Source organism: Marinomonas sp. TW1 (assembly GCF_001625355.1).
Lineage (GTDB): Bacteria > Pseudomonadota > Gammaproteobacteria > Pseudomonadales > Marinomonadaceae > Marinomonas.
In genome coordinates, this window is sequence record NZ_JSEE01000006.1 from 163,931 (window position 1) to 184,919 (window position 20,989).

At 46.2% G+C, this 20,989-nt stretch carries 18 protein-coding genes; 11 read left to right on the plus strand and 7 right to left on the minus strand.

Features of this window, described 5'->3' with window-relative positions:
- Positions 1-10: 10 nt before the first annotated feature.
- The 3 genes from OA79_RS07240 to OA79_RS07250 all read right to left on the minus strand — a co-directional run bounded on the left by OA79_RS07240 (position 11) and on the right by OA79_RS07250 (position 2,824).
- Positions 11-862 (minus strand): amidohydrolase family protein, encoded by an 852-nt coding sequence (locus OA79_RS07240; protein ID WP_063332557.1) that lies wholly within the window; start codon positions 860-862, stop codon positions 11-13.
- 12 nt (positions 863-874) lie between these two features.
- Entirely contained in the window at positions 875-2,014 is a 1,140-nt protein-coding gene (locus OA79_RS07245; protein ID WP_063332558.1) for a mandelate racemase/muconate lactonizing enzyme family protein, read from the minus strand.
- Positions 2,015-2,098: 84 nt separating this feature from the next.
- Positions 2,099-2,824, minus strand: a complete 726-nt coding sequence (locus tag OA79_RS07250) for a FadR/GntR family transcriptional regulator (protein ID WP_063332559.1) — start codon at positions 2,822-2,824, stop codon at positions 2,099-2,101.
- Positions 2,825-3,084: 260 nt separating this feature from the next.
- Here OA79_RS07250 and OA79_RS07255 point away from each other — a divergent pair, with 260 nt between their 5' ends.
- From OA79_RS07255 to kduD, 11 genes are all read left to right on the plus strand, one after another.
- Positions 3,085-4,083 carry a TRAP transporter substrate-binding protein gene (locus OA79_RS07255; RefSeq protein ID WP_063332560.1) on the plus strand — a complete coding sequence of 333 codons (999 nt, stop codon included), beginning with the start codon at positions 3,085-3,087 and terminating at the stop codon, positions 4,081-4,083.
- Positions 4,084-4,155: 72 nt separating this feature from the next.
- Entirely contained in the window at positions 4,156-4,728 is a 573-nt protein-coding gene (locus tag OA79_RS07260; RefSeq protein ID WP_063332561.1) for a TRAP transporter small permease, read from the plus strand.
- Between the two features lies 1 nt (position 4,729).
- Entirely contained in the window at positions 4,730-6,013 is a 1,284-nt protein-coding gene (locus OA79_RS07265) for a TRAP transporter large permease (protein ID WP_063332562.1), read from the plus strand.
- A gap of 10 nt (positions 6,014-6,023) precedes the next feature.
- On the plus strand, positions 6,024-6,824 hold the full coding sequence (locus OA79_RS07270; RefSeq protein WP_063332563.1) for an NAD-dependent epimerase/dehydratase family protein: 801 nt from the start codon (positions 6,024-6,026) through the stop codon (positions 6,822-6,824).
- Positions 6,825-6,948: 124 nt separating this feature from the next.
- Positions 6,949-7,860, plus strand: coding sequence for a 5-dehydro-4-deoxyglucarate dehydratase (locus OA79_RS07275; RefSeq protein WP_063332564.1), 912 nt, complete (start codon positions 6,949-6,951; stop codon positions 7,858-7,860).
- Between the two features lie 60 nt (positions 7,861-7,920).
- Positions 7,921-9,501, plus strand: a complete 1,581-nt coding sequence (locus OA79_RS07280) for an aldehyde dehydrogenase (NADP(+)) (RefSeq protein ID WP_063332565.1) — start codon at positions 7,921-7,923, stop codon at positions 9,499-9,501.
- Between the two features lie 156 nt (positions 9,502-9,657).
- Positions 9,658-10,659: a carbohydrate ABC transporter permease gene (locus OA79_RS07285; protein ID WP_231908826.1), complete on the plus strand. Its 1,002-nt coding sequence runs from the start codon at positions 9,658-9,660 to the stop codon at positions 10,657-10,659.
- Positions 10,660-10,661: 2 nt separating this feature from the next.
- Positions 10,662-11,570 (plus strand): carbohydrate ABC transporter permease, encoded by a 909-nt coding sequence (locus OA79_RS07290; protein ID WP_063332566.1) that lies wholly within the window; start codon positions 10,662-10,664, stop codon positions 11,568-11,570.
- A 9-nt stretch (positions 11,571-11,579) separates the two neighbouring features.
- Entirely contained in the window at positions 11,580-12,719 is a 1,140-nt protein-coding gene (locus OA79_RS07295) for an ABC transporter ATP-binding protein (RefSeq protein ID WP_063332567.1), read from the plus strand.
- An 81-nt stretch (positions 12,720-12,800) separates the two neighbouring features.
- Entirely contained in the window at positions 12,801-14,087 is a 1,287-nt protein-coding gene (locus tag OA79_RS07300) for an ABC transporter substrate-binding protein (RefSeq protein ID WP_063332568.1), read from the plus strand.
- Between the two features lie 260 nt (positions 14,088-14,347).
- Positions 14,348-15,106, plus strand: a complete 759-nt coding sequence (gene kduD, locus OA79_RS07305) for a 2-dehydro-3-deoxy-D-gluconate 5-dehydrogenase KduD (protein WP_063332569.1) — start codon at positions 14,348-14,350, stop codon at positions 15,104-15,106.
- Positions 15,107-15,214: 108 nt separating this feature from the next.
- Here the strand turns inward: kduD and OA79_RS07310 are convergent, their stop codons facing one another.
- The 4 genes from OA79_RS07310 to OA79_RS07325 form a co-directional block, all read right to left on the minus strand.
- Positions 15,215-16,828: a TRAP transporter large permease gene (locus OA79_RS07310; RefSeq protein WP_063332570.1), complete on the minus strand. Its 1,614-nt coding sequence runs from the start codon at positions 16,826-16,828 to the stop codon at positions 15,215-15,217.
- A 15-nt stretch (positions 16,829-16,843) separates the two neighbouring features.
- Positions 16,844-17,521 (minus strand): TRAP transporter small permease, encoded by a 678-nt coding sequence (locus tag OA79_RS07315; RefSeq protein WP_063332571.1) that lies wholly within the window; start codon positions 17,519-17,521, stop codon positions 16,844-16,846.
- 150 nt (positions 17,522-17,671) lie between these two features.
- Positions 17,672-18,664, minus strand: coding sequence for a TRAP transporter substrate-binding protein (locus OA79_RS07320; protein WP_063332572.1), 993 nt, complete (start codon positions 18,662-18,664; stop codon positions 17,672-17,674).
- A 238-nt stretch (positions 18,665-18,902) separates the two neighbouring features.
- Positions 18,903-20,975 carry a GNAT family N-acetyltransferase gene (locus tag OA79_RS07325; RefSeq protein WP_063332573.1) on the minus strand — a complete coding sequence of 691 codons (2,073 nt, stop codon included), beginning with the start codon at positions 20,973-20,975 and terminating at the stop codon, positions 18,903-18,905.
- Between the last annotated feature and the right edge of the window lie 14 nt (positions 20,976-20,989).

Below are 20,989 nucleotides of genomic sequence, written 5' to 3' on the forward strand. Positions count from 1 at the left end.
ATCCTTTGTCTTAATCGCGCCAATATAAGTGTTCTGGGTTGTCGACAAATATCGCTTTTCTTGTGCTTTCGTCAGGTATCCAGTTCTGTATCAAGTCCAGTAGTTTTGCGTCGTTTGGTGCCTGTTCAGGCGAGCCCGAGACATGCGGCCAGTTACTGCCCCAGATAACGCGTTCAGGAGTATGTTGAATGACCGCTTTGGTCATCTCGGCTACGTCTGCGTAGTCAGGTCCGCCACTGGCGGAGCTCTCATAACAGGCGGCCATTTTATAATAGCAATTGCCCTTGTCCAAAAGGCTGAGCACTTGTTTGAATTCGGCGCTGTTGGTTTTGACTGGAGGTAAAAACTTACCATGATGATCCAAGCTGAAATTGCCTTTGATCCTATGCAATAAGCTGGCGTGTTCCAATATTTCTCGACCATTAAACTGCACGATACAGCTCCAGCCAAATGATGCGATTTTATCGTTAACCGACAGCATGTCTTTTAGCCTTACCGCGCCTTGAGTTAATTGCATAATACGTGCGCCACGCGCGCCCATTTGATGCCATTTTTCCAATTCGGCTTCGGTTGTTTCAGGGGTAACCACCACAATCCCTCGAGCTTTACCTTCCATTTTTTGTACGGCATTGAGTAATACCTGGTTGTCGGTTTGATAGGCGTTAGGTTGGGTAATCACAACCTTGTCTATGCCCAACCATTTCATCACTTGCTGGTAATCTTCAAGACTCGCAGCATCGTTAGGAATGTTTGGCCCGCCTGGTAAGTTAGGGTGTTGGGCGTCGTATACGTGTATGTGCGTGTCAATGCTGCCTTTAGGTAGGGCAATATTGGGTGCTTGTCCGTTTAATTGTCGTGCCATGATTGCCATTCCTTATGCTTTGGGACGATATTTAGCCAGTTCCTCTGGACGAATTTCAATCCCTAATCCATGACCTTTAGGCACAGTTAAATGCCCATCGTTAAGTTCAAAAGGTTGGGTGACGATACTGGACCGGAAAGGGTTGTGGGTTTGATCGTATTCAAATCGCGGCGATTCAGGTGCACAACCATAAGACGGTGGATTCGGTGGAATAATGGCGTGAAAGTGAAGTCCTGCCGCCAATGCAATACTGGTGCCCCAAACGTGAGGTACGCAACGCACACCATAAATGTCGCATAAGGTGAGTATTTTTTTCGCTTCGCTTAAACCGCCTACACCGCATACGTCGGGTTGTAAAATATCGACCGTGTTTTGCTTGAGTGCTTCGTTAACCCCCCAACGTGTGTGCCAGGTTTCACCACCGGCAAGGGGGATGGGTTGGCTGGTTCTGAGTTTGTGATAGCTACTCAATGCTTCGGGTACAACGGGTTCTTCGAACCATAGGATGTTGCAGTCCTTAACGGCGTTAGCGACACGTGCGGCATCAATGTGATCATAACCGTGGTTGGCATCGATCATCAGCTCGATATCTTCGCCCAAGCACTGTCGAACGGCATGGATCGAGGCGATGTCTAATTCAATGCCAAAACCGATTTTGATTTTGACTGCTTTGAAGCCTGTTTGTTTATAGCCTGACACTTCTTCTAACAAGCTTTCTAGGCGATCTTGGCCCACCGAGCGAAAGCCGCCTGTGGCGTAGACTGGGATTTTTTGGCGAAAAGCGCCCCCTAGTAGCTGGTGGGTTGGGCATTGATGATATTTTCCCGCGAGATCCCATAGGGCAATATCAATGCCACTGATGGCGTTAATGGTGGCACCGCGTTGGCCTTGATCACGGAAAATATTGTAGAGCTTGAGCCAGATTGGTTCGATGTTTAGAGCCTGTTCGCCAATAAGGTGAGGCTTCATTGCCTGAATAAACGCATCGTTTACGATGCGGTTACCTAAACATTCTCCCCAACCCACTAAACCATTATCACAATGAATTTCGATCAGTAGGTGATCTCTAGAGGTGAACAGCATGGAAGCGGATTCGAATGGTTGTTCAAGTTTATGGCTCAGGTGATGAGTAAGTATTTCGGTGATTTTCATGACAAATGACCCTGTGTATCGGTTTATTCTTGTTAGTGAAGGAGAACATAGCACAAGTCATTTCGAAAAATCTATAAATTCATACTATGATTTTGAGCGCTGTATGTCGCGCATCAATTTACGATAACGTTCACAGCCATTGTTGAGGTGAACGCGCACCGCTTCTTTGGCGGCTTCAGCGTCGCGCGCTTCAATGGCATCCAGAATGGCTTTGTGTTCGCGATTGAGCGACTTATCGATTTCTGGATCGCGTGGTAAGCCTGCTTCTTCTCTTAGTCGTGCCCGTGGGATAGTGCGCTGTCCAAGCACCTCTAAAAAGTCAACAAAGTGTTGGTTGTTGGTGGCCTTAGCGATGGCTAAATGGAACTCAAAATCTTCCTGTTCAGCACTTTCACCTTTTTGAACTTTACGCTCGTAAGCATCGTAACAGCGATAGATTTCGGCTTCTTGAGCTAAGGAACAGCGGCTAACGGCAAGGGCTACAGCCTCTATCTCAACGGCGGTCCTAAGTTCTAAAGACTCTATGGTATCGGTCAGCGTCTGTGTGCTGTTACGTAGCAAAGAACTGAGTTTTTGCTCTGGTTCAGAAACGAATACACCAGCGCCTTGTTTGGCTTTGACCAGCCCTTCTGCTTTCAAACAGGCAATGGCTTCACGTAGCACGGTTCGACTGACGGACAGTTCGCTCATCAGATTGGGTTCCGTTGGCAGTTTGTCACCGGGTTTCATGTCCAAGGTGGCGATACGCTGACGAATTTTCTCTGCCGTTTGTTGCGGCAAACTGGCTTTTACGGTTTTGCTTGCTGGCATGATTTAGTGGCCTTTCTAAAACAAAAAGATGTTGCTTTTTAAGAGCTTGAATATGTTATCACATAATATGAATAGCGCTTAATTTACTCATTAAGTCGTTAAGTTTAAATTAAATTTGAAAAATTCATACTATGATTATTGTTTATTCCTGATATCTTATGCTACAAATAAAAAAGGTTGGGTGGTTACCTCAAAGTCTTAGACTTAAAGTGACGATCCAAACAAGCAGAAAAATGACAAGAATAACTGGAGACATAACAATGATAATAAACTTTCCCGCAAAAAAAATTAGCAAAGCGCTCGCTTTGATGACCGCTGCTTCGGCCGTGGTGCTTTCTTCCGCAGCAAATGCGGAATGGAAAGGCTGGAATATCCATAATACCGGTTACCCTGTGACGGAAGCCTTAGAGTCCTTCATCAAGGAAGCGGATAGCGCGACTAATGGCCGAGTAAGTGGTCGGGTTTACAATAGTTCTGTGTTGGGCAGTCAGTCTGATGCCATTCAAATGCTGCAAGTCGGTGCCATTCAATTTGCTGGTTTTAGCTTGGGGCCAATGGGTGATGCTGTGCCTGAAGTCAACGTGGTTTCCCTTCCTTTTATTTTTAAAGACCTTAATCACATGCACCGTGTTATGGACGGCCCAGTCGGTGATCAGCTAAGTGATGCCATGGCGAAAAAAGGCATCATGTCGTTAGCTTGGTATGATGGTGGTGCACGTTCTTTCTACAACACCGCTAAGCCAATTCGGACGCCAGCGGATGTGAAAGGTGAGAAGTTCCGTGTCATGAACAACGAATTGTACGTTGGCATGGTAGAAGCTTTGGGTGGTAATGCCACGCCAATGGCTTACTCTGAAGTGTATCAATCCTTGAAAACAGGCGTGGTTGATGGCGCTGAAAACAACTGGCCATCGTATGATTCCAGTAACCATTATGAAGTGGCGCCTTATTATTCTTTGACTCAACACTTAATCATTCCAGAGTGTGTTTGCGTGAGCGTGAAAGCGTGGAACGAATTGTCTGCAAAAGATCAGGTTGCTGTCAAAAAGGCCGCTCGTGATAGCTCGGCTTTGCAGCGTAAATTGTGGGCGCAACGTGATGAAGAAAGCCGTAAAAAAGTGTTGGCTTCTGGTGTTAAATTTAATGAAATCAAAGATAAAAAAGCCTTTAGCGATGCGATGAAACCGGTTTACGCGAAAGCGGTGAAAGACAATCCATCCTTGAAGCCATTTATTGAGCAAATTCAAAATACCCAGTAATAAAGAACGGTTCAGGCTAATCTGCTGTTGGCAGATTAGCCTTTTGATGACATTGCTTGAAAGAGTGTGACTATGGCTTTCTCTTCTTCTATACAACCCAAAATTAAATCCATTCTGGATGGTATTGCTTTTTTAGTGACCGCGTTATCTGGAGTGTTTTTAGTTTTGTTGGTGGCTTCATTTGGTTGGTTAGTATTCGGTCGTTATGTGTTAAACGACACGCCAACTTGGGTGGAGCAAATGGCCATGCTGTTGGTCACTAATATTACGTTTTTGGCTGCGGCCGTTGGCATTCATGAACGCACACATTTAAGTGTTGATATGCTTTCCATGATCGTGCCTGAGCGTATTGGTCAGGTTTTTAATATCTTGATTGATGTGTGTATTGCCGTCTTTGGTTATGTCATGGCGCTGTATGGCAAAGAACTGGTGGACTTTGCTTGGTTCAGAAGCATTCCATTATTAAGTATCCCTATCTTTGACTGGAGGATTCCGGATGGCATTCGTTACTTCCCAGTGGTCGCCAGCGGTGTGTTGATGTGCTTGTTTGCTGGGTATCGAGTGATTATCAATACATTCAGTTTATGTTCAAAACAATTTGTGTCAGCAGATTCTCATTCTTCTGATGTAGCGGGGGATCAATAATATGGGCTTAGCCATTTTACTGGGCTTATTTGCTCTGCTGACCTTTGTCGGTGTACCTGTGGCGTTTGCATTGGGTATGGCAGCGATTTCAGCGTTTTTCTACGAAGGCCTGCCGTTAATGATTGGCTTCCAGCGTATCGTTGCGGGCACGTCTACTTTTTCACTGTTGGCGATTCCGTTCTTCATTTTTGCGGGTGAGTTAATGCTGCACGGCGGCATAGCCGCTCGACTAATTCGCTTGGCTTCTTCGGCTGTGGGTTGGATGCGTGGTGGTTTGGGGCAAGTTAATGTCTTTTCCAGCATGTTGTTTGGTGGCATTTCAGGTTCGGCCGTGGCGGATGTGTCGGCGCTTGGCTCTCTGTTGATACCGGTGATGAAAGAGAAAGGTTATGACGATGCGTATGCGGTCAATGTGACAGTGACATCCTCTATTGCTGGCATCATGATTCCGCCGAGCCACAATATGATTTTGTATGTGGTGGCCGCAGGCGGTGGTATGTCTGTTGCGAGTCTTTTCATGGCTGGCATTGTGCCGGGGATTTTGATGTGTGTCTTACTGGGGTGTGTGGCTCGTTGGATGGCGATTCGTAACAACTACCCAACCGAACCGTTTGCCGGTTTGAAAGTCATTTTCATCGCGTTCTTAGCGTCATTCCCAGGTCTAATTACCGCCATTATTGTGGTGGGTGGCGCTTTGTCTGGTGTGTTTACTGTGACCGAATCCGGTGCCATTGGTGCGATTTACGCTGTATTGATTACCGCTCTGGTCTACCGTTCATTGACTCTACGTGATTTCTGGGTCGCGGTTATCCGCTCGGTTCGTACCACAGGTATGGTGATGATTTTGGTTGGCTGCGCATCTGCTTTTGGTTACATGCTGGCGTTGTATGAAGTGCCGAAAGTCTTAGCCGCAGGGTTAACGGCCATATCCGATAACCCCATCATCATCTTTTTGATGATGAATTTGATCTTATTGTTATTGGGCATGATTATGGACATGGCGGCCCTGATTTTGATCTGTACGCCGATCTTTTTGCCTGTGGCGGTGAGCTTAGGCATGGACCCTATCCAGTTTGGTATCATGTTGATGATGAACTTAGGTTTAGGTTTGTGTACGCCGCCAGTCGGTGGGTGTTTATTTGTCGGCTGTGCCATCGGTGAAGTACCGATTCAGCGTGCCGTGAAAAGCATTTGGCCATTTTATTTAGCCATCTTGTCCGCTTTAATCTTGGTGACATTTGTACCGGCTATTTCTATGACATTACCTAATTGGATCAGTGGTTAAGGGGAAAGAGATGAAACGAGTATTACTGACAGGTGCCGCGGGCACTTTGGGCAAAGCCATGCGTCGAACTCTGGCTGGTTGGGCGGAGGAGTTGGTGTTGTCTGACTTGGTCGAGATCACCGACTTAAAGCCGGACGAGTCTTTTCAAGCCTGTGATCTGGCCGATTTTGATTCAGTAAATAACTTAGTGAAGGGGTGTGATGGCATTATCCACTTAGGTGGACAGTCCATTGAGGGGACATTTGAGAGCATTTTGAATGGCAACTTGAAAGGGACTTATCACATTTATGAAGCGGCTCGTCAGCATCAGGTAACGCGTATTTTCTTTGCCAGCTCCAATCACGTAGTCGGCTTTCATTCCCGTGAAACACGATTGGATGCGGACAGCCCTATGCGTCCAGACAGCTTGTATGGTGTGTCAAAAGGCTTTGGCGAGTTATTGGCGCGTTATTACTTCGAAAAATTTGGTATTGAATCGGCTCTGGTGCGCATCGGTAGTTGTTTGCCTAAGCCGATTGATCGACGCATGTTGTCGACCTGGTTAAGTGAAGAGGACATGGCGGATTTAGTGAAGCGAGTGTTCAGTGTTAATCGCTTAGCTTGTACCGTGGTGTATGGTGCATCTAATAACCCTTGGTCTTGGTGGGATAACCGTAAGTCCAACTTCCTAGGGTGGCAGCCGAAAGATTCGTCGGCACATTTTGAGACCGAGGTATTGTCGCAAGACCCGTTAATGGATCGTGACCATCCCGCATTGTTATTCCAAGGAGGGTTCTTTGCCACTGCAGGCCACTTCGAAGACGATGATTAACCGTAATGTTAGCTAACGCACTTTTTTAAATTTATTTCCTAATAATGAAATTTTTGCCCTGCAACATGGGTAAGGGTTTCGTTTGCCCAAAATTTGGGTATTTGAATAATAAGAGGACCCTTTTATGGCACTTTCAATTGAGCAAATTCGTTCATCTTTAAGCGACGGTTTACTGTCATTCCCAATCACGGATTTTGATGCGCAAGGACAGTTTCAAGCTGACACTTACAAACAGCGCATTGAGTGGTTTATTGAGCACGGTGTGTCGTCGGTATTTATTGCCGGTGGAACCGGGGAGTTCTTCTCCCTTGGGCTGGAAGAGTATCAAGAGATTTGTCGCATTGCGGTGGAAACGGTCGCTGGCCGAGTGCCGGTGATTGCCAGCGCTGGGCGGAGCGTCGTCGAGGCGCAAGCTTTTGTTAAGGTCGCAGAAGAAGCGGGCTGTGATGGCATTTTATTGATGCCGCCGTTTTTGACCGAATGCCCAGAAGACGGTGTGGTGGAATACGCAACACAAATCATGCAAAGCAGCGCCATTCAATTTATTTATTACAATCGCGCTAATGGCATTTTGAGTGCAGAAAATGTGAAGCAACTGGCGGCACAGAACCCTAACTTGATTGCCTTAAAAGACGGTGTGGGCAATGTGGCGACGTTGAATGACATCATCAAAACGGTGGGCGATCGTTTGGTCTACATTGGCGGTGTGCCAACGGCGGAAATTTTTGCTGAGGCGTATTTGGCCATTGGTGTGAATACTTATTCTTCTGCGGTATTTAATTTTATGCCAGACATGGCGAATCGTTTCTACAAAGCGCTACGAGCGGGTGAAAAAGCAACAGTAGAAGCCATTGTGAGGGACTTCTTTATTCCTTTTTGTCGTCTGCGTGATGAGAAAAAAGGCTACGCAGTGAGCTTGATTAAATCTGGCGCTAAATTAATTGGCCGTCCGGCGGGTGGGGTGCGTGCACCACTGACCATGCCGACTCAAGAGCAAGAAGCTCGCCTGCAAGCGCTCATCGAAGCGAATAAATAACCACCCTTTCAGACCGTCGGGTCTGGGGCGTTTTAAATGACTGAATTTGTGGAGAAGATAATGCAGATTACGGGACATATGCTGATCGGACAACGCTCAGTACAAGGCCACAAAAAAGCCATTCGAGCATTGAATCCAGCCACCAATGAGCTTCTGCAACCTGAGTTTTTAGGAGGGGACCAACAGCATGTTGATCAGGCGGTGGCATTGGCTTGGCAAGCATTTGATGAGTATCGTGCGATGGATAACGAACGCCGAGCCGTGTTTTTGGAAACCATTGCGGACGAAATATTGGCGTTGGGCGATCTGCTTGTGACGCGAGCGGTGGCGGAAACCGGTCTGCCACAAGCTCGTATTGAAGGTGAGCGTGGTCGGACTATGGGGCAATTGCGCCTATTTGCTTCGGTGGTACGTATGGGGAAATTTCTCGATGCGCGTATTGACCCCGCGCTTCCTGATAGGGCGCCACTGCCACGAGCGGATCTACGTTTTCAAAAAATTCCATTGGGGCCGGTGGCGGTATTCGGGGCCAGTAATTTTCCGTTAGCCTTCTCTGTGGCTGGCGGTGACACAGCTTCTGCTTTGGCAGCCGGTTGTCCTGTGGTGGTAAAGGCGCATTCAGCTCACCCTGGGACATCTGAGTTGGTTGGTCGTGCGATTCAGCAAGCGGTGAAAAAGTGTCAAATGCCAGACGGTGTGTTTTCTTTGCTGTTTGGTGCGGGCGCAGATGTTGGTGGGGCGCTTGTGGCGCATCCTCACATTAAAGCAGTGGGGTTTACTGGTTCCCGTTCAGGGGGCGTAGCCTTGATGAATATTGCAGCGAATCGCCCTGAACCGATTCCGGTTTATGCGGAAATGAGCAGTATTAACCCTGTTTTTATGATGCCAAACAAACTGGCTCACTCAGCCAAAACGGTGGCGTCGGGTTTTGTGGCTTCGTTGGCCATGGGGGCTGGACAATTTTGTACCAATCCAGGCTTGGTGGTGGTGATGGATGGGCCTGATGGTGAGGATTTTTTGCAGCAGGTGGCGGAAGAGACTCAAGCATTGGGGACGCAAACCATGCTTAGTCCGGGTATTTATCAAGCTTATTGTGATGGTGTGAACAGCTTGGTGGAGCATGATGGCGTGAGTTTGTTGGCACAATCGGCCAGCTTGGATTTGCCAAATCAATGTCGGGCACACGTCTTTGTTACGCAAGCGGCGACTTTTTTAGCGGATAAGCGTTTGGAAGGTGAGGTATTTGGTTCGACTTCTTTGGTGATTAAGTGCCAGAGCCTTGATGAATATCGTCAATTAGCTGAGCACTTTGAAGGTCAACTGACCATCACCATTCAGATGGATGATGCGGACAGCGATGCGGTAAGGGCGTTGTTGCCCGTGTTTGAGCGCAAAGCTGGACGTTTATTGTGTAACGGTTACCCAACTGGGGTTGAGGTGTGTCAGGCCATGGTGCACGGTGGGCCTTTCCCTGCCACATCAGACAGTCGCTCTACCTCGGTGGGCAGTGCTGCCATTGAGCGCTTCTTACGTCCTGTGTGCTATCAGGATTTCCCTGCGAGTTTGTTACCAAACAGCGTGCGAGACGATAACCCGTTGGCGATTCCACAATTGGTCGACAGTAAATTGACGTTGGCTTAATGACATCGACAGCAATCGAATAAAAGTGACATTTGGTTAGGTGTCACATCAGCGAGGCTTCGGCCTCGCTTTTTTTTGCTTCGTTTTTGCTCAGAAAACGACGCTAGGTCAGGTGATGGCAGGCTTCTAGAGAGAGGAGAAAGGTGGTGCTGAAAAGTGCCAATCATTTTTTTGAAAAAGCATTTCAAAAAAATGATTAAAGTCATTGAAAAAATGAAATACCTACACTACTATCGAAAATGCAACCTTAATAACAACAAAATAGAGTTGATCGATATGTATGAAAACCGACGGTTAGGCTTGGCCTATATCAGCCCCTACATAATTGGATTGCTGGTGTTTACCGCTTTTCCATTTTTGTCGTCTTTGATCATTAGTTTCACCGACTATGATCTGATTAATCCGCCGGAATACATCGGTTTGGATAACTACCGCTATATGCTGGATGACGATACTTTTTATAAGTCGATGGGCGTGACCTTCGCTTATGTCTTTCTAACGATTCCCCTCAAATTGGCGTTCGCCTTGTTTATTGCCTTCGTGCTGAACTTTAAATTACGTGGCATTAAATTTTTCCGAACGGCTTATTACATTCCGTCCATTTTGGGCAGCAGTGTGGCCATTGCCGTTTTGTGGCGGGCAATTTTCTCTCTCGATGGCTTACTGAATAGCTTCATAGGGGTCTTTGGTGTTGAGCCGATTTCTTGGTTAGGTGAGCCGGTATTTGCCATGTTCTCAGTCACTTTATTGCGTGTGTGGCAGTTTGGTTCGGCTATGGTGATCTTCCTCGCGGCGTTGCAAAGTGTGCCCCAGTCACAATACGAAGCGGCCATGATTGATGGGGCGTCTAAGTGGCAAATGTTTACTAAGATCACGGTGCCACTGATTACGCCGGTGATTTTCTTTAACTTCATCATGCAGACGACTCAGGCTTTCCAAGAATTTACCGCGCCTTATGTGATTACTGGTGGTGGTCCTGCGAAGTCGACTTATCTGTTCTCTTTGTACATTTACGAAACTGCCTTTAAGTATTTTGATTTAGGCTACGGCAGTGCCTTGGCATGGGTGTTGTTTGTGGCAGTGGCGATTTTTACTGCGATTTCCTTTAAGTCTTCGAAATACTGGGTGTTCTACTCTGGTGATAAGGGTGGTAAATAAACATGACTAAATTATTCATAGATAAATCCACCACGGGCGTGATTGATAACGATCGTTTCTTACGTGTGCAAATGCGCAAGCAAAAGATTGGCGCTGGCATTCGCTACTTTGTTCTTTTGTTTTGTGGTTTGGTGATGCTGTATCCCTTGTTTTGGATGTTTTCAGCCTCGTTCAAACCCAATCATGAAATCTTCAGTTCGTTGAGCTTATGGCCTAATGAATTTTCATTGGACGGTTTCATTAATGGTTGGAATACGGGAACCGAATACACCTTCGGGCGTTTCTTTATAAACACTCTCTATTACGTGGTGCCGAAAGTCATCTTAACGGTGATTTCGTCCGTCATTGTGGCGTACGGTTTTGCCCGCTTTGATATTCCCTTTAAGAAATTTTGGTTCGTTACCTTGGTCGCCACCATTTTGCTGCCGACGTCTGTGTTATTGATTCCGCAATACTTGATGTTCCGTGAAATGGGCATGTTGGACAGCTATATGCCTTTGTATCTGCCGATGGCCTTTGCGACGCAAGGTTTCTTTGTCTTTATGTTGATTCAATTCCTACGGGGCTTACCAACGGACATGGAAGAAGCCGCAATGATTGACGGGTGCAACTCTTTCCAACTGCTTTGGTACATAGTGGTGCCGATGCTAAAACCGGCGATTATTTCCGTGGCCTTGTTCCAGTTTATGTGGTCCGTGAACGACTTTTTAGGTCCATTGATCTACATCTCAAGTGTTGAAAAATACCCTATCGCACTCGCGTTAAAACTCTCCATTGATGTCACTGAAGGGACTCAATGGAATGAAATTCTTGCCATGGCATCGATTGCCATCGTTCCGTCAATTGTCGTCTTCCTGATCGCGCAAAACTATTTTGTGGAAGGAATTACCTCCGGTGGAGTTAAAGGTTAGGTAGTTATTATGTCTAAAGTTGTATTAGAAAATTTAACGAAAGTGTATTCGAACGGTTTTAAAGCGGTTCATGGGATTAATCTGGAAATTGAGGACGGTGAGTTCTTGGTGGTGATCGGTCCTTCGGGCTGTGCTAAATCCACCACGTTACGTATGTTGGCGGGTTTGGAATCCATCTCTGGCGGCACCATTAATATTGGTGGTCGTACCGTGAATAACTTACCTCCAAAAGACCGTGGCATTGCTATGGTGTTCCAAAACTACGCCTTGTATCCACACATGAGTGTGCGTGAAAACTTAGGCTTCGGTTTGAAACTGGCTAAAGTCAGCAAGGAAGACATTGAGAAACAAGTGAATGAAGCCGCTGAGTTGCTGGAGTTAACGCCTTTGTTGGATCGTTTACCTCGCCAATTGTCTGGTGGTCAGGCGCAACGTGTGGCGGTGGGGCGAGCCATTGTGAAACGTCCACAGGTGTTCTTGTTCGATGAACCCTTGTCTAACTTGGATGCAAAGTTACGCGCTTCCATGCGAGTGCGTATTTCGGATTTGCATAACACGCTCAAGAAAACCAACCGCTCTGCAACGAGTGTGTATGTTACTCATGATCAGACCGAAGCCATGACCATGGGGGATCGTATTTGTGTCATGAAAGATGGTCATATCATGCAAGTAGATACCCCTGCCAATTTGTATAAATACCCACAAAATCTATTTGTTGCTGGTTTTATTGGTGCGCCAGAAATGAACATGGTGGACGCGGATTTGTCACGCAATGATCAGGATGATTATCACCTGTCTTTGAATGAACAAGGGCTGACTTTGCCCGCTGAAAAAGCACAGGAAGTGGCGAATAAATTCACCTCTGATGTGGTGTTTGGTATTCGTCCTGAGTTTATTAAGTTGGCCGATGAGAACTCACCACAAGGTGAGGTGGTTAAAGGGATAGTGGTTCGTATGGAGAACATGGGCGCAGAATTTTATGTGCATTTCTCTGTAGACGGTGAGAAGAAAGAAATGTGCGCGCGCATTCCATCTGACATCGTAGAAGCACAGCTTTGGAATTCAAAAGGTAAGGCGCAATTGTTTCATTTTGAAATGAGTAATGCCCATATTTTTGATAAGCAAACTGAGGAAAATATTTCTCTCTAACGGCTTTTATGTGCCGTTATAGCTGGGCTTGAGCGGTGCTAAAAAGTTTTAACATGATGTTATAAAACGAGGAAAGCAAGCATGAAAATAAAAACAATAGCGATGTTAGTTGGACTGGCGTCTGCTGGTTCAATGGTCAGCACCCATGCCAATGCAGAAGATCTGCGTATGTCGTGGTGGGGAGGGAATTCCCGACATGCGGCGACGAATGCCGCCGTGAAAGAGTTCGAAAAAGTGAATCCCAACATCAGTGTCAAAACAGAATACACAGGTTGGGGCGGTCACTTGGAGCGTTTGACGACACAAATCGCCGGTAATACTGAGCCAGATCTGATGCAGACTAACTGGAACTGGATGCCTATTTTTTCCCGTCGTGGTGATGGGTTCAAAGATCTACGTGATTACAGCGACATTCTAGATCTGAGCCAGTTTGATGAAGCTGCGTTAGCGGCGGGTACCAATAACGGTAAGTTAAATGGCATTCCAATCTCTATGGCGGCTCGTATTTTCTATTTCAACAAGGACATTTGGGATAAAGCCGGTTTGCCTTACCCTGTGACTTGGGATGATTTTATGAAAGCCGGTCCCGTTTTCAAACAAAAGCTCGGCGAAAAGTTTTATCCACTCGTGCTTGAAGGTCGTGATGTGATTGCCATGAATCGATCTTATATGGTCCAAAAATATGGCATTCCAATGATCGACGAAGAAAAGAAAAAGATTGCCTATTCAGATGAGCAAATGTTGGAGTTCTTCAAATTGTATGAAGACATGGTGAAAAACCATGTCGCGCCGAGCAGCAAATACATTGCCGGTTTTGGTGCCGCTAACCTTTATGAACATAAGCCTTGGATTAATGGTGAATGGGCTGGTTTGTACATGTGGAACTCGGCGATTAACAAGTACAACGATAACCTTAAACCGCCGATGTCACTTGAGTTAGGTTTCTACCCACAAATGAAAGGGGCGACCGATGCGGGTTTGTTTTATAAACCCGCGCAAATGTTCTCTATTGGTAAAAACAGCGACCAGCCAGAAGTGGCGGCAAAATTACTGAATTTCATCCTTAATGAGCCAGCTGGTTACAAAGCCATGGGCTTAGCACGAGGTGTGCCTTTGAGTTTGGCAGCTCGTCGTGCCTTGATGTTAGATGGCACCATTAAAGAGTCAGATCTTTCTGTTGCTGGTTTGGCACAAATCAACGACTTACCGAAGCAATTGCAAACCTCGGCTTACTTCGAGAACCCACAATTTGTCAGTTTGTTTCAAGAGCTCATTGAGAAAATGGACCAAGGACAAATTACCGTGGAAGAAGCGGCTGAGGACTTCATCAAGCAAGGTAATCGTATCTTGCGTCGAGCGATGCGCTAATCATAGGGCAGTGCGGCTTAAATAGGTCGCGCTGCTGTTCAGCAAGCCTGGACGCTTGTTTGAATTTTTAGGGCGCTGCTTTTCATTCTTATGGTGATTGATTCATAGCCATAGTCGTGAATTTTTTTGTTATTTAATTAATTGAAATTATGTTTCATTAAATTTAAAGATGTATTTTATTATGTTATTCTGAAGGGACGCACGAACGGCTTTATCACTGTTTGACTAATCTACGCAGTGAAAATTGATTAGGTGATTTTATGAAAGAAATGTTTGATCTCAGCAACAAGGTTGCCATCGTTACTGGTTGTAATACAGGCTTAGGCCAAGGTATGGCATTGGCGCTCGCGAAAGCGGGAGCCGATATTGTTGGTGTTAATCGTGATGTGCCATCAGAAACCATTGAGCTTATGGCGGCAACGGGTCGCAAGTTTCACAGTGTGATTGCAGACATGAGTAAAGTGGACTCTGTCGACTTAGTGATCAAAGAGGCCGTCTCAGCCTTTGGTCAAGTGGACATTTTAGTCAACAATGCCGGAATCATCCGTCGTAATGATGCGATTGATTTCAGCGAAAAAGACTGGGATGACGTCATGGATGTGAATATCAAGTCTGTGTTCTTTATGTCGCAAGGCTTCGCTCGACAAGTGATCAAACAAGGTACGGCTGGCAACATCATTAATATTGCTTCTATGTTGTCTTTCCAAGGTGGTATTCGAGTGCCGTCTTATACTGCATCGAAAAGTGGTGTGATGGGCGTTACCCGTTTACTTGCCAATGAATGGGCACAGCATGGCATCAATGTGAATGCCATCGCACCGGGTTATATGTCGACCAATAACACGCAAGCCTTGCGTGCTGACGAAGCGCGTTCAAGTGAGATCTTAGGACGTATTCCTGCCGGTCGATGGGGCTTACCAGAAGACATGGCGGGACCGGTTGTTTTCTTAGCCTCTGATGCCTCTCGCTACGTGAATGGCTACACTATTGCCGTGGACGGTGGATGGTTGGCTCGTTAAATCAGAAACTGTATTTTATATAGACATAAAAAAGAGCCGCACCTTTATGAGGTAGCGGCTCTTTTTTATTAAGGAAAGGCTTCCGAAAAAAGCCTTTCCTGAACGTCATTACTGAACGATCTCTGGTCCCATGATGCTGTAAGGCAGCGCAGTAGACAGAGCTGGAATGTAAGTGACCAATACGAGGAACACCATCAATACCAATACGAATGGCATCGCAGCTTTTACCACGCGGGCCAAACTCATGCCGGTAATCCCCGAGGTGACGAACAGGTTTAAGCCTATCGGCGGCGTAATCATACCGATTTCCATGTTAACCACCATGATGATACCCAAGTGAATTGGGTCAACACCCAGTTCCATAGCGATTGGGAACACCACTGGTGCAACGATAACCAGCAGACCTGACGGTTCCATGAACTGACCACCGATCAACAGTAGGATGTTGACTGCGATCAAGAAGGTAAACCAGTTGAAACCAACGCCCAACATCCACTCTGTAATCGCTTGTGGAATACGTTCCGCCGACAAGGTGTGGGCGAACAACAAGGCATTGGCGATGATGAACATCAACATAACAGTGGTTTTGGTGCCTTCCAACATGACTTTGCGAGACTCATCGCCAAACAAAGATGGGAAGAAGCCACGCAACATTAGGCTTAGGTTGCGACCCCAAATAGGCAAACCAGCGGCTAAACAAGCACCGATGGATTCATCCAGTTTGGCGGAGCGCTTATACACATAGAAAACCGCCAACAACACAGACATGATCAATCCCCAAAGGGCACGATCACCACCCGTGATGGTGTCACTGTCTGATAAAGCGAAGAATGACATGATTTCCCACACAAGGAAGAAAGACACGCCATAAACTAGGCCATTGAAACCCACGCGAGCATGCGGTGCATCATTGTCATTGGTCCAAGTTTTGCCTTTCAAAGGTCCCATATCACGGTAAACAAACAAGGCAATGAACATAGAATAGACAGCAGCGACCACAGCGGCTTCCGTTGGCGTGAACACACCGCCGTAAATGCCGCCCATGATGATGACGACGAGGAACAAGCCCCAACCTGCGTCTTTACCACCACGGATCAGATTGCCAAACCCTTTCCACTCTTCAGCAGGCAGTTTTTTGATGCGTGCTACCACATAGATCGCCAACATTAACATACCGCCGGCCATCAAGCCTGGGATCACCCCAGCCAAGAACATACGACCAACCGAAACATCAACCGATGCCGCGTACACGACCATTACGATAGAAGGTGGAATCAAGATACCCAAAGTACCAGCGTTGGCGATGATGCCAGCGGCAAACTCTTTGGAGTAACCTACTTGCGTCATACCTGCAATGGCAATCGTACCGATGGCCACCACTGTGGCTGGCGAGGAGCCCGACAAGGCCGCGAACATCATACATGCCAAAACAGACGCCATGGCCAAACCACCACGGAAGTGACCCACACTGGCAATGGCGAAGTTAATCAGACGTTTTGCCACACCACCAGTCGACATGTAAGACGACGCGATGATGAAAAATGGGATAGCCAGCAAGGTATAGTGCTGACCCGCTCCAAATAAGGAAATGGCAACAGACGACAAAGAGTCGTGTGAGAAAAAAGTAATAAACAAAATGGACGATAAGCCCAAGGAGATACCAACAGGCAAGCCGATAAACAGCAAGACTAGTACCATAGAAAATAGAATAAGAGATTCCACAATTAAGCTCCTGAGCTAGTCTTTCAAGATGTTTTGGTTTTCTTTGACAAGGTCTTGTGCTTCATGGCCACTGATTAACATGTCGCGTTTGCCGCGGGCAATATTAATAAAGGCTTGTAGAGAGCGATAAGACAGAAGTGCCAAACTGATTGGAAGAATGACCAAAACGATCCAACGCTGAATGCGTGGACGTACACCAAACATTTCTTGAATGAATTCAGGGTAACGAAGTTCTTCAGAGCCAATGCCGATACGGAACATTTTAGACCAGTATTCAATCGCGCCACCGCGCACATCAACACCAAGCATGGCTAACCAAGTGGAATCCAATAATATTAAACCGTATAACATGGCGGCAGCCGCACCAAATAAGGATAAGCCTTTCGCAATTCGTTTTGGCACAGCGTTAAGAACAATGTCGACACCTAGGTGAAGGCCTGTTTTGATACCGTAACTCATGCCCAGCAAGATCAACCAAGAGAAAGCAATCGTGTTGAATTCTAGAGCGGCATCCCAGCCAGTGTTAAAGCCATATCGTGCGATGACTTGACCGAAAGACACGGCCATGATGGACGAAATAACAATGATTAGCAGATTTTCTTCTGCTCTTTCCATCACCTTTGGAAAGCGCTTTTCTAATCCCCAAATAACGAGGATAAAAAAGAGTAAATACAAATGTGGCCAATATGCCATGGGGTTCTCCTAGGGCTTGTGGAGCAAAACGATAAAACAGCAGTGTGTGGCAAGATTGTGAAACTATTGGGTCAACAGAAGGAGACAGGGGTCACATTAAAACCACAAAGAGCTGGCCCGAGAGCCAGCTCACTGCAGGATAGAGCTAACTTACGCGCCAGCGGCAGCGTTAATTAAGTCTTTACCAATGTAGTTTTCAAATTGTTTCCAAACAGGCTTCATCGTATCAACCCAAACATTCAATTGCTCTGGTGTTAAGGAATTGATTTTACCGCCAGCCTTAAGAATGTTGGCACGGTTTGCCGCTTCTTTGGCTTTAACGGACAAGTTAGCCTCTTGAGTCACGTCGTCAGCAATTTGAAGGAATTGCGCGCGATCTTCAGAAGATAAGCTGTCTAGGAATTCAGAAGACGTCATGAACAAGTAAGCCAACAACTGGTGGTTAGTTTCTGTGATGCTGTCTTGAACTTCGTAGAATTTTTTCGTGTAGATGTTAGACCAAGTGTTTTCTTGACCGTCTACAACACCTGTTTGCAATGCGCCGTACACTTCAGAGAAAGCCATTGCTTGTGGCGAAGCGTCCATTGCCGCAATCATTTGCTTAGCAACGTCAGACGTTTGGACACGGAATTTCAAACCAGACGCATCGCTTGGCTGGATTAGTGGTTTGTTGGCAGAGAAGTATTTCATACCAGACATCCAGTAACCTAGACCAACAAAGCCTGCGTACTCGTCCATTTCAAGAAGAAGTTTTTTGCCTTCTGGCGTTTTTGTAAAACGAATCGCGTGATCCATATCTTTAAAAATGAAGGGTAGATCGAACACGCCGTATTTGTCAGTGTAAGAACCGAACTTAGATAAAGAAGGCGCCAATAGCTGAACGTCACCTAACAACAGAGCTTCAAGCTCTTTTGAATCGCCGAAAAGCGTTGAGTTAGGGAAGACTTCAACACATAGTTTTCCATTCATCTCTTGGTTAACGCGATCTGCAAAACTATTCGCAGCAACCACTTTAGGGTGAGTTGTACCGCCCGTTACGTGGCTGAATTTCACAACACGTTCACCAGCGTCACAGTTTGCTAGGGCTGTGTTTGCAGAAAACGCAAGAGCAAGAGAAGTAAGAGCAAGACTGATTTTTTTCATTTTTATAAAACTCCAAAAAGCGTATTTATTATTGTTGCCGGATTTTTTAGCCCTAAAATGGGCTGCGCAAAAAAAGATTGCTAGGCAGAATTGTTTACACATTTCGTGCCAAATCTTTATGTTTATTGTTAAGTGATTGAAATTAAATGATTTTTCAGTTTTATGCGTGTGTTATCAAAAATCGAACGCTGTTGTTTGTGGGGGAGACTTGGCACATGCCGCATTCGTTAATGGGTGGTTAACCGCCTATTTTAACTTTTAAAAGGCTTTTGAAAGTTTGGTAAATGGCTTTTTTACCATCCAACTGAGCCTTTTTCTGATTGTCGGACAGGTTTCGGCCTAATGCGGCTTCTAACATGAGTAGATGGCTCGGATTCTTGGCATCAAGTTGCTGACTAATGGCCAGTTGATAGCATGCTTTTAAAAACGTTGGGCGTATGCTGTCGAAAGGTTTGTGATGATCGATAAATAAGGCTAATTCGCTTTTTTCTTGGGGGTTGAGGAGAGCCAAGCTGGGCAAACCAATCTCGCCATGATTACCAGCAAGGATCTGCAGTACCAAGTCACTCGGTAGGTCATGGTATTGCAACATCAAATTCACGGTAAATTTTTCAATAAAACGTGTTTGCCAGCTTGTGCTTATGGTATTCGCAGACTGGTTAAGTGGTTTCACCAGCATGATGGAATAGCTACCACTAGCATGATCTTTAGATGTGCCTAAACGTACAATACGATAGCCATTTTTTAGCCAAAAATGCAGTACGTCTGGTGTTGCCGCAAAACTGGTGCACAGAAAATCGCACTCTGGCGGGGCTGACTGTTCGACGTTTTCAAGCAGTTGACTGCCGTAGCCAAGGTTATGCTGGCTGGGTTGAGTGGCAATCCGACTAATGCGCCAAAAGTTCAGTTGTCCCGCTTCCGCAAAGCCCTCGTGTGCGAGTAAAGACTGTGGCATTAAGTGGCCTCTGGGCCGGCGTTTACCTTCCATAACCGCTTGACTTAAGCTATCGGGTAAGCCGCCTTCAGCGGACACAATGGCCAGAGACAGTAATCCTGATTCATGGTTCAGTGTGTGAATTGAAAGGGAAGGGTCGTCTAGCATCCAGCGTAAATTATCTGCTGAGGTTTGGTAATGAGCATTGGCCAACAATTGAAAAGCTTGGCTTAGCTGACTTGGGTGCTGTAACCAGTCTTTTGCTGACAAAGTTTGATATTGAAGAGATTCAATCGCTGTTTCAGAAGGTGATTCGTTGGCCATATCGCCGCCTAAGAAAAAGGTATTGTTTAGCCAAGCTTCCAGTGGGTCATTTTTCCCCCATCGAATGGGCTGCTCCAATGTGAGGTAGACAACGCCTTGTTGAGATCGGCTTTTCAGCTGTTTTAAATGCTTAGTAAAACGCATGCCAAAGCCTTTTCCTATCCCTTCATAACCATAATTGGTGGTACTAAAGACGCAATGTTTTGCTCGTTTGGCCAGCTCAATGAGCATGGGGATAGGGAACATAGCGGCTTCATCGACGATTAAAACATCCCAATGTTGTGGGTCGGCAAGTAAGGCATCAGCGGCATAAAAAGGCCATTTCGCCGAGCTTTCTTGTTGTTTTAAGCTTTGTTCGAATTGTGCTTTTAAGGTTCCGATGGCGTCTTGATTTGGCGCCACTAAAGCAAGGTTGAGTGACGATTGAGACAGTTTCGCCAACGTGTCGCCCAGCATGGTGGACTTACCTCGCCCCCGAGCGGCCGTGAGGATGTAATGGTCTGCGTCTAGTTTAAAAAGCTGGTTTTGGGCTTGCTGCTGTTGCGAGGTAAGTGTGATGTTGGGTGGCCAAACTGGTAAGGCTATGAGTGGTGCTTGCGGTTCTACACTTTCGTTAAATGGGCTAGACGCGTCCTGCAAACGTGACCATAAATAGTCTTTAAAATAGGAATGAACTTGTTCGTGTTGATGTGGCCAAGGTAAGTAGCGAGACAAATCTTGATCGAGATAATCGTGCCAGTTGCCGTTGGGAAGTCCCAAGGCGAATAGGCCGCCGCCACGAACAGTGCCAGCAAGAATGGCTAGAGCGCTGGCAGAAACACCTTGTGTTAAGTCAATTAACACGGCTTCTTGAGTACTACCAAGTAGCTGGCGAGCCTGTTTGAAGTTGCAGGTCTTATACCTGCCTTGATTGAGTTGATCGTATTGATCTAAATGTTGGCTACAAATGAGAGGCGTTTTAAGTGCTCGACTTAGGTACAGGAATTCTGACAACAGTTGCTGGCGAGTCCCTCTTAAAATGAGGCAATGTCGATGATGGTCAGAATGGGTCATAAAAGTCTCCTATA